The organism is Microcystis sp. M_QC_C_20170808_M3Col (assembly GCF_007095505.1).
In the GTDB taxonomy this organism is placed as follows: domain Bacteria; phylum Cyanobacteriota; class Cyanobacteriia; order Cyanobacteriales; family Microcystaceae; genus Microcystis.
This window is the reverse complement of record NZ_SFBY01000254.1, coordinates 1-9,693: the sequence shown is the minus strand read 5'-3', so window position 1 is coordinate 9,693 and position 9,693 is coordinate 1. Positions and strand designations below refer to the sequence as shown.

6 protein-coding genes and 2 pseudogenes are annotated in these 9,693 nt (G+C 41.2%); 3 read left to right on the top strand and 5 right to left on the bottom strand.

The annotated features are described in order from the left end of the window. The 5 genes and pseudogenes from EWV84_RS11475 to EWV84_RS11455 form a co-directional block, all read right to left on the bottom strand. Positions 1 to 152: pseudogene (locus EWV84_RS11475) on the bottom strand (IS630 family transposase); the annotation flags it as partial. Between the two features lie 262 nt (positions 153 to 414). Further along, on the bottom strand, positions 415 to 885 hold the full coding sequence (locus EWV84_RS11470; RefSeq protein WP_286824837.1) for a DUF4079 domain-containing protein: 471 nt from the start codon (positions 883 to 885) through the stop codon (positions 415 to 417). Between the two features lie 203 nt (positions 886 to 1,088). Continuing rightward, positions 1,089 to 1,946, bottom strand: coding sequence for a glycosyltransferase (locus EWV84_RS11465; RefSeq protein WP_287078100.1), 858 nt, complete (start codon positions 1,944 to 1,946; stop codon positions 1,089 to 1,091). A gap of 64 nt (positions 1,947 to 2,010) precedes the next feature. Continuing rightward, a complete protein-coding gene (locus EWV84_RS11460; protein ID WP_287078099.1) occupies positions 2,011 to 3,615 on the bottom strand; it encodes a glycosyltransferase 87 family protein in 1,605 nt (534 codons plus the stop codon). Between the two features lie 39 nt (positions 3,616 to 3,654). Then, entirely contained in the window at positions 3,655 to 5,025 is a 1,371-nt protein-coding gene (locus EWV84_RS11455) for an ArnT family glycosyltransferase (RefSeq protein WP_287078098.1), read from the bottom strand. A gap of 251 nt (positions 5,026 to 5,276) precedes the next feature. On the opposite strand from EWV84_RS11455, the gene EWV84_RS11450 reads away from it, so the two are divergent. The 3 genes and pseudogenes from EWV84_RS11450 to EWV84_RS11440 all read left to right on the top strand — a co-directional run bounded on the left by EWV84_RS11450 (position 5,277) and on the right by EWV84_RS11440 (position 9,509). Next, positions 5,277 to 6,341, top strand: coding sequence for a formylglycine-generating enzyme family protein (locus EWV84_RS11450; RefSeq protein WP_286824841.1), 1,065 nt, complete (start codon positions 5,277 to 5,279; stop codon positions 6,339 to 6,341). Positions 6,342 to 6,479: 138 nt separating this feature from the next. Further along, positions 6,480 to 7,762 (top strand): annotated as a pseudogene (locus tag EWV84_RS11445) (glycosyltransferase). Positions 7,763 to 7,850: 88 nt separating this feature from the next. Continuing rightward, positions 7,851 to 9,509, top strand: coding sequence for a glycosyltransferase family protein (locus EWV84_RS11440; RefSeq protein ID WP_287078097.1), 1,659 nt, complete (start codon positions 7,851 to 7,853; stop codon positions 9,507 to 9,509). Positions 9,510 to 9,693: the final 184 nt, after the last annotated feature.

Below are 9,693 nucleotides of genomic sequence, written 5' to 3'. Positions count from 1 at the left end.
ATTCCTGCTAACTGACAAATTTTTTGGTGCGGTATTTTTTGACTCTTTAACCAAAGAACTTCCATCTTAAGTTGAACCCGGGGATGGGGATGATGAAATCTTTCATAATACAGTGAGTTCTTTTCTTCTTCGGTGAATTCTAGGTTAATCATGTTTTCAATGAGTGCTTTACTTCTAATTATGACTCTTAAACTATATTATTGTCTTTGAGTAAAAAATGCAAGTTATAGCCGTGCAAAGTATATAACTTGTGATTATAGCGGTTCTCACATCTGTGTGGCACACTTTAACCTTTGCTGATTAAGCTTTTCAGGATTGAGAATGTACCTCTTGTCAACAGGAAACGCTATAACTTTGAAAGCACTTTTTAGGGTTGGATGCGTCTGATGACGCATCCTATATTTTCAAAGTTTCTTACATTTTGCTGAGAATACGCTGGACTATATCCATTCCTGTGAAGGCTTGCCAGCCAAAAAGACCTAAAATGACGGCATTAAGGGTAATATGAGTGATTCTGGCCAATTCATTGCCTTTTTGCATTAAAGGTACTAAAGCGGCGCTGATCGAGATTAAACCCACCATCCCTAAACCCGCCAGCAGATGGGGACTGACAAATAATTTACCGTTATTAATATAAGTCACCGCCATACCCCCGATCGTCCCCAACACCATTAAAGCGAGGATTAGGGAGCCAATTTGATAGTGTTTAGTGCGAAAATCCTTGGGCAATAATTCTTTTTTTAGGTCTTTATCTGCTGTCCGCGTCCGTCGCCATTGTAGCCCCGAATAGAGGGCATAGATAGTTAATCCTAATAAAACCCACATTAGAATGGGATGGCCAAATTGTGACCAAGTTTTTACGGCACTGGGAATCTCGAAGTTCATAGTTGTTTGTTCTCATCAAAGATCGCTTCTTAATAAAAATTAACATGAATCGCTCACTCTTCCTTATTTTTCGGGTCAATAGACCTGTCAGACTAGACCAGCAAGATAGCTCACCATCACCACTACTCGCCGCTCCCCGCTCTCCTATAGCTTTTCAACAGGATTTAGTAAGAATAATGCCTGAAGCCGCAAAACTAAGGGTTTCAACCTAGACGCAGTTTAGTGATAATTCTTTGACAATAGAGTTGAATTCCTTGCAGCTTTGCTAGGGAGAATTTCGGTTTAATGGGAAGGATCAGTACAGACATAAAACTCATCCGCAGCAAGCGATAAACAAGGATAGTTAAAGTCGTATGTTTTTCGAGACTGAGAAGATAACTATAGATATTATGAGTTAGTCTTAGATAACCATAGCGACGGGTGATAGAAGATGGTTCATGAATGATTTTAATCTGATCGGTAACAACAACTAAATAGCCTTGATTTGCGTATCTTCGGGAAAAATCAAAGTCTTCGTAGTAGAGAAAGTAATCGGTATCGAAATGGGGACAAGTGGAAAAATTCGAGAAATTAATTAATAAACTGCATCCCGTCACCCAGTCGGGAATTAGATAGGGTTTATCTCGATAGTCTAAGGATTCCTCTACTACGTTAATTGTGCCGATTTTTGCATTAAATTTTCCCCAACCAAACCAGATTTTACCATCCGGTTCGTAAATTTCTGTACCGGCGATGGCAACTTCCGGATATTGCTGAAAAAATTTGCTTGCTTTCTCCAGAGAGTCCGGTAATAAGTAAGCGTCGGGATTAACTAACCAAACGATAGCTTCTCTGTCTTGTTGATAAATCCAATCAAGTCCCAGATTACATCCTTTCCCAAATCCTAAATTTTCCCCCGCTTCAATAATCTTGACTCTTTCAGCTGCTAAAGATTGGATATTTTTATCTTCAATGGAATTGTTAACAATGATGAGAGTAGCAGATAAGTCATCGTTGAGGGAAGCGATTAAACGCTTAATTAATTCCGCGCAATTGTAGTTAACGGTCAATAGATAAATCATTACAGATAAAAGGTAGGAGTCACTGGCAATTAACAATTGTTAGAGCATAGCTTTCCCGTGAGAATTACTTTTTCTCAAGACGACAGAGATTAAATTTTTCGATTTTGGTGGGAAAGGGTTGACAACTTTGGAAGTCAATAACGAGATTTTCCTTGGCTAAATCCTCCACTATATCAGGGGATTTTTTATTAAAGTCCGTCTGGAGAATGTAGAGAGATTCTAGGGGAGTATTAGCAATAGATGTCTCGGCATTTTTTCGCATTAAAGTTCCCTCACTGACTCCAGTATTGCCTTTGAGTCTCACAAAACGAGTGGAAGCAGGAAAATAAGGAACGATAAAAGATGTTCCTTCATCTCCCCAGATAACAATCGTGGAATTTTCGTAGGGTTTTAATGCTTGACTATCGATACCAAAATAATTATCTGACCATCCCATTCTCCACCAATCCATCGGTTTAACCGTAGTGACAATTAAGGAAAATATTAGCAAATTTATGATTAATAATGGTTTCCTGCGAGGATAAAGATAGGCAATAATCAAAATAATTAAAGTGGGACTGATTAATTCTAATGGCATCAGATAACGATAGATAGAAAATCCCACTAACCAAATAGAGTAAGCGGTCAGATAAAAAGGCAGTAAAAACCCTAAAACTGCACCGTGGGTTAAGTCAGGTTCAGAAGATAGATTGCGCTTAGAAATAGCACGAAAAATAATCACTACTATTAGTAAAATTATCAATAAATAGGTTATAGCTAATCGGCTATCTTGGAAAGGAACCTCAGATACAAGAGTTTGTCTCTGGATAAAATAAACAGGATAAAACAACCATTGCCAGATATCTTTAGGTAAATATTGTATCCCTTTAAAATTGTAGTCGGTTTCAATATAAGGAGATTGAAAGATTTTATTATAGAAGGGAAAAAGAGGATTAGCAAACTTTGTCCACATTAAGATTATCCAATAACCGGCAGTGAGACTAAAACCCACGGTCATTGAAAGAATTGATAGAATTAAATTGCGTAACTTTTCTGACCAAGAATTAGGTAAAAAATTAATGGCTACCACAAAGCTAATACTATATAAAGCATTGGTTAATTTAAACCCCGTTGCTAATCCTAATAAGAATCCAGCTAAAAGAATATTTTTAGTGGGAATTGGCAGATTTTTACCTAAACTACTAACTATAAAAAATAATCCTGCCAAAACAAAAACACTGGTGGTATTATCACCAATACTGGTTCCTAACTCCGAGATATAGGCTGCACCAAAAATACTGGTAATCGCTGCCGCTATGCTTAGAGTTATCTTGTATCTTTCGGAAACTTTATCTAGGGAATGATAGGTAATTAGGTGAACTAACCATTGATTTAACCCGTGCAATCCTCCCATTAAAAAACCCACGACAATCGGAGGCAGTTTCAGATAATAAACAGCGATGAAAAAGGGAACATCAATCAGGGGATTAAAAAAAGTTTGTATCTGCGCGGGTAGGACATCATACTTAAACCTTCCTGTCAATAACATATAGGGATTATAGAAATGATAATTGCGTAAATCCCAACTAACATCTTGACCTAAAATAACCGAGATAATTCCCAAAGCAATAAAGTAGATAATTGCCCAAAATAAGGGATGAGAACTTGGAAAACGTTTGAGGATTTTCATAATTAGAAAATTAAGATTTATTTGTTTAGTTTTACTAGCTTAACTTGGCAATTTATAGTTAAGGATGAGATTAAGATTACCTAGTAACAATCCCCAAAAGACAATAAGCATGATTATCTTGACAAAATTAGTTAAAATTTCCGATTTTTTCTCGGTTAAATCATTAAAGAAAAATCCCCCTAAAGTAATTGCCGTTCCGATAATAAAGTAATATCTACCGTAAGGGGAACTCAAAACCCAATCCTTAATATTTAAATTCACCGACCAAACGACAATAAAAATAAAGATAGTGGCAGCACCGATAAAATCAGGGTTCTTCCGAAAATCGTCTAAGAATATACCAAGCACTAGAAAGAGAAATCCATAGTAAGGAATTACATACCAAGCGTAGTAATGACTTTGAGCGCCAGAAAAAATAAGAAGAATTGTATAGATTAATATAGGAAAAATAACTAATCGTATTTTAGATATTTTTAAAGGAAATCTAGCAACAAGCAGTAAAGTTATCCAACTAAAAATCAACCAACCATCCTCAAAAAAAACTGTGGGTAGAACTAGATTTTTTAACATAGCAAAATCCGTAAAGCGATTTTTATGTTCTTGAAGGGTGGTTAAAAACCAACTAAAATCATAAAACCAACCATAAAGGTAATATAAACCTAAGGATAAAACTGCCGTCAGAGAAGCGATTAAGCTATCTCGCCAATTTTTTTGTAATAATAGTAAAGCGACTAGAGAAGCGAGGATATATAATCCTGTCACCTTAACTAAAGGTGCTAAACCACCTAGAAATATAGCCAAGTATAGATAGTTTTTTTGAGACTTTTCACCGTACTGAAGGAATAAAAGTGCTACCGCTAAACTTAGACATAATAATAAATTTTCACTAACTGCTAAACGAGATAAAAAAACCGTATTGGGGTTAGTGGCAAAAATTAAAGAAGTTATAATCGCCACACCGGTATTAGTCAAACGTAAAGCTAATAAATAAAATAAGAAAATAGAGAGAGTGCCAAAAACTAAAGAAGGAATTCTAATTACTGTTAAACTACAGTCAAAAAATTCCTTTGCTCCCGATAAAATAGCCGTCATACCCACAATTAATCCAAACAAGGGAGGATGATCAAACCAAGGGGTAACAAAACGATAACGAACGGCAGTTTTTTCCCAAACTGTCACCAGAAAATCATCCGTGGGACTGAGGAAAGACCAACTGGTAGGAACTCCCTCTTGAATCAAACTCATGCCACTCCAAGCAAAGGCAAATTCATCTTGAGTCCAGTTATAGGGAGGCAAGGAATCGTACTGATAATATCTTAAGATAAATCCCAAGACCGTAATTAATACACCCAGAAATAGACGGTAATCAAACTTGCTAAAACTCTTTAATAGAAACTCTTTTGGGGTCATTATTTTGTATTTTTTTACTGTTTGTTTTCACTCAACCTGTGCCATTGTACCATAATCAATGGGCAAGCTTCTCGAAAAACAGCCCTCAGTTAAATACAGTATCGTCGCCCCAGATATCACCACTCTAGACTGAGATAGAGCCTTCTGGCTGCAAAGGATAAATATCAAAGACGAGAAAACAAGAAAATAAAAGAGCAAAAGTCATTACCCTAGTCGAGCGGCTATCGTGGGAAAGAATAGCGCAAAAAATCATGAAGAACTCAGAGTATCATCCGCATCGCTCGCTCCCGAGACGGCGTTTTCTCAAATTAACCGCCCTAGCCACAGGAGGAGCGGGTATTGCCACTATCTTAGCCCCCCGACGGACTAATTCCCTGACACAAACAGATCAAGCCAATCTCGATCGCTTTTTAACCGAGAGCGTTCCCATCGAAGCCAAGAGCCTAGAATTTAGCGAATATTCGTTTGAAACCGTAACAATCGCTCGTAATGGTGAGATTACCGCTCGCTCTCGCCATATGGCTCGCTCTACTCGCCAACCCCTCTCCCCCGGCATCGATCTAGAAATGGTCTACATCCCCGGTGGCAGCTTCCTACAAGGTTCGCCACCAGAAGAACGAGGGGATCACACTGGCAGCGAAAAACCCCAGCGTTCAGTGACAAACAAAGCCTTTTTACTGTCAAAATACCCGATTACTCAAGCCCAATGGCTGGCGATCGCATCCTTACCGCAGGTTGATATAGATATCAACGCCGATCCCGCTTTTTTCACCGGGTCAAATCATCCCATTGAACGGGTATCTTGGTACGAAGCGATCGAATTCTGTCAACGCCTTTCTAAAGCCACCGGCAGAGATTATCGCCTACCGAGCGAATCGCGCTGGGAATATGCCTGTCGCGCAGGAACTACCACCCCCTTTCATGCTGGCGAAACCTTAACCGCTGCCCAAGCTAACTATTATGCCGCCTTCAATCCCTACGCCGACGAACCACCAGGTAATTACATAACTCGCACTACCCCCGTGGGCAGTTATCCACCCAACGCCTTCGGCCTCTACGATATTCACGGCAACGTCGGAGAATGGTGCGCCGATGTTTGGCACCGAAACTATAATCGGAATCCCCCCCTCAACGGTCAATCCTGGCTCACTCCCGATGAGAGAATCCATCCCCGTCATCAAAAAGCCCGTCTCGTGCGCGGTGGCAGCTGGGGTGATGAAGCCAATCACTGTCGCAGTGCTAACCGAACCTTCTGTTTGCCTGAAAAACGTTACAGCGTTTTGGGGTTCCGCGTCATGGCCGAGATTAGCCAGTAAACCGGCAGCCAGGGAATCACGACCCCGTGTGATTTAATGGAAAGAAGTCTCGCTTATCCCAAATCAGATAGAAACTTTTTCTACTAGGCCGTCTATCTAACGTATTAATCCTCTTGTGAGCGAGTCAAAAATTTTTTCATGACCACCCAACAAATCCCCCCCTTTCTCCTCTGCCCGAACAGTCCTCTGCAAGTACCTTTTTCTCCTCCATTTAGGGAAATAAACGGCCAGGAGTTTGATCAGGAGAATTCCCTCCCTCATCCCCTCTCCCTGTCTCTGATTATCCCCACCCATAACGAAAAGCCGAATATTATTTCCCTGATCGCTATTCTTAACGATTTACTCGCTCAAACCCTCCCCGAAGATTACGAATTAATCCTTGTGGATGATGATAGTCCCGATCTTACCTGGGCAATCGCCGCCACTTTGATGACTCACTATCCCCGACTACGCGTTATGCGCCGGCAAGGGGAAAAAGGACTCTCCTTGGCAGTGGTAAGGGGTTGGCAGCTGGCCTGGGGGGAAATTCTCGGCGTAATCGATGCGGATCTGCAGCATCCCCCCGAAATTTTGCTGCAACTCCTCGAGCAAATCCAAGCAGGAGCCGATCTCGCCGTCGCTAGTCGTCATGTAGCCGATGGAGGAGTCAGTGAGTGGCGTCTCACCCGACGTTTTCTTTCCAGAGGAACCCAACTTTTAGGATTATTAATTCTTCCCAGTGTGGTTGGCCGGGTATCGGATCCGATGAGTGGTTATTTTATGATTCGACGACAGGCGATCGCTGGCTGCGTCCTCAACCCGATGGGTTATAAAATTCTGCTAGAATTAATCGGCCGCGGTCAGATCAAGACAATTGCTGAAGTCGGCTACGTTTTCCAAGAACGTCAGCAAGGGGAAAGCAAAGTAACTTGGAAACAATACATCGAATACATACTACATCTGCTAAAATTGCGCTCTAAAAGTCGTTTTGTACGTCTGCAACAGCAATTCCCTCTCGATCGCTTTCTGCGCTTCTCTTTGGTGGGATTTAGTGGGGTATTCCTCGATATGGCTATTTTCTATCTCCTCAGCGATCCCAGCACCCTCGCTTGGGGATTGACTCGCAGTAAGATTATTGCCGCCGAGATGGCAATTATTAATAATTTCTCTGGAATAATCGTTGGACTTTCGCCGATATCGCCAGCGATCAAAAGGGACTGAATCAACGCTTAAAAAGATTTTTCAAATTTAATCTCATCTGTTTAGCGGGATTAATTCTCAACGTACTGATCCTCAATTTTTTCTTTAATATTGTCGGGATTGATCGCTATCTGGCCAATTTAATCGCCATCGCAGTTGTCACGATCTGGAATTTCTGGATGAATCTCAAACTCAGTTGGCGAGTAACCGAGGTAAAATCGAGCAAAATCGTCAATAAGTAGCCAGTTAGTACTATTACTCCCAGTGCTTAATTTTCAGTTCATTCCTGTATACTAAACTATAAGATTTTTACCCTACCCTATCCCGATAATGAAATTACTAGGTCACAGATTTTTTATCCCTAGAGATTATCTTAAAATTATCGCCACTATCTTCGCTATTGCTACCATCGGTCTGGCAGTTGTCGGTAACTATGGCATCACTTGGGATGAGGCGATTGAAGTGGATATGGTGGTTCAAAACTGGGACTATATCCGCAGAAATAAGCCAATTCACGAAATGTCAAGGCATTATGGCTTTTATTTTAACTATATCTCTCAACTAATCTACGAAACTGAACAAAATATCTCTCCCGACACCCCCAATCTCCCCCCCAATCCCACCCCTAAGGATGAATGGTTAGCAAATATCTGGCAAGTAACTCGCGTTAAGCACGTCGTTACTTTTCTTTTTTCCCTGATTGCCTATCTGTCTGTGGTGGGAATTGTCGCTATCTTAGCGGGAATCGAATCCGCTTGGTTAGGTGCGCTAATTTTAGCCCTATTTCCTACTTTTTGGGGTCATAGTTTTTTTAACCCCAAAGATATCCCCTTCGCAGCTATGTTTACTCTGGGAACTTTTTCCGGTTCCCTGCTATTAGATAAATATTTCAAGACCGAAAATCAAACTATTAAACTAGGATTTAACTCTCTAACTCTCTATTCCTGCCTCTACGGAATTATCGCTGGTTTAATCACCGGAATTCGCATCGGCGGATTTTTTATCCTTTTTTATTTCATCTTCGCCCATCTAGTTGCCCGATGGAATTTAAAAACAATCCTCAAAACTATCGGGCGTTTTCTGCCCTTATACGCAATTATTATACTTTTTTGGGCAATAACCACCTACATAGTCTATCCTGCTGCTTGGAGAAACCCGATTACTTGGTTTATCGAAGCCATAACCCTAATGTCAAAATACAACATCTGGGATAATACGGTTCTCTTTGACGGTGAAAATATCCCTGGTCGTTCCCTGCCTTGGTACTATCTACCTCAGCTATTTTCCCTCACCACCCCCGTCCTCTGGCAAATTGCCGCAGTGGGGTTTACAGTTGTTATTTTGACAAAAATGACCAAATTAACGCCAAACCAGCGTGCTTGCGCTCTAATCACCCTGCTCCAAGCGTTTTTACTGCCCACCGTTGCTATACTACGCCAATCTACCCTCTACGACGGCATCCGTCACTTTTTATTTGTCATTCCCGCCCTCGCAGCGATCGCAAGCACAGCCATTATTTGGACATACCACAAAATCAAACAAAAGTCAATAAAAATCTTTCTAACTACCCTTTTCATCCTGAACTGTAGCGTCATTGTCTATGACATGATTAGCCTCCATCCCTACGAATACACCTACTATAATCGCGCCTACGGGGGCTTAAAAGCCGCCCACGGTCAACAGGAAACCGATTACTGGGGATTAAGTCTAAAAGAGGGGATGGAATGGCTTAATCAAAATGCCGCCGCTAATTCTACCGTTGTCGTCGCCGGCCCGATGTTTGGGGCGGAAATGCTAGAGGATCACCAAAAAAACTTGACGATGATCTATCGAGATGACTTTGCTTGGGGAAAGGCCCCCGACCCCGATTATTATCTAGCTATATCCCGATACGATTATTTCCAAGCTTTCCCCCATTGTCCCATTGTTCATGCCGTTCAACGCCACGAAACCCCCCTAACCATCATTAAACATTGTCGTCAGCCATGATCGAAATGACTGCTGTTCCGCCGATTTCATTGCAAAACTACCGTATCGCCGCCATAATTCCCTGTCACATTGACATCCTCACCGCCGTAAACGGACGGTGATTCCCAAACCTCACGATTTAGGTTTCTGCTTCTTTCCCTTGCGGGGTTTCGCACCTGCCTTAACAGATTTACTCTGTTCTGGT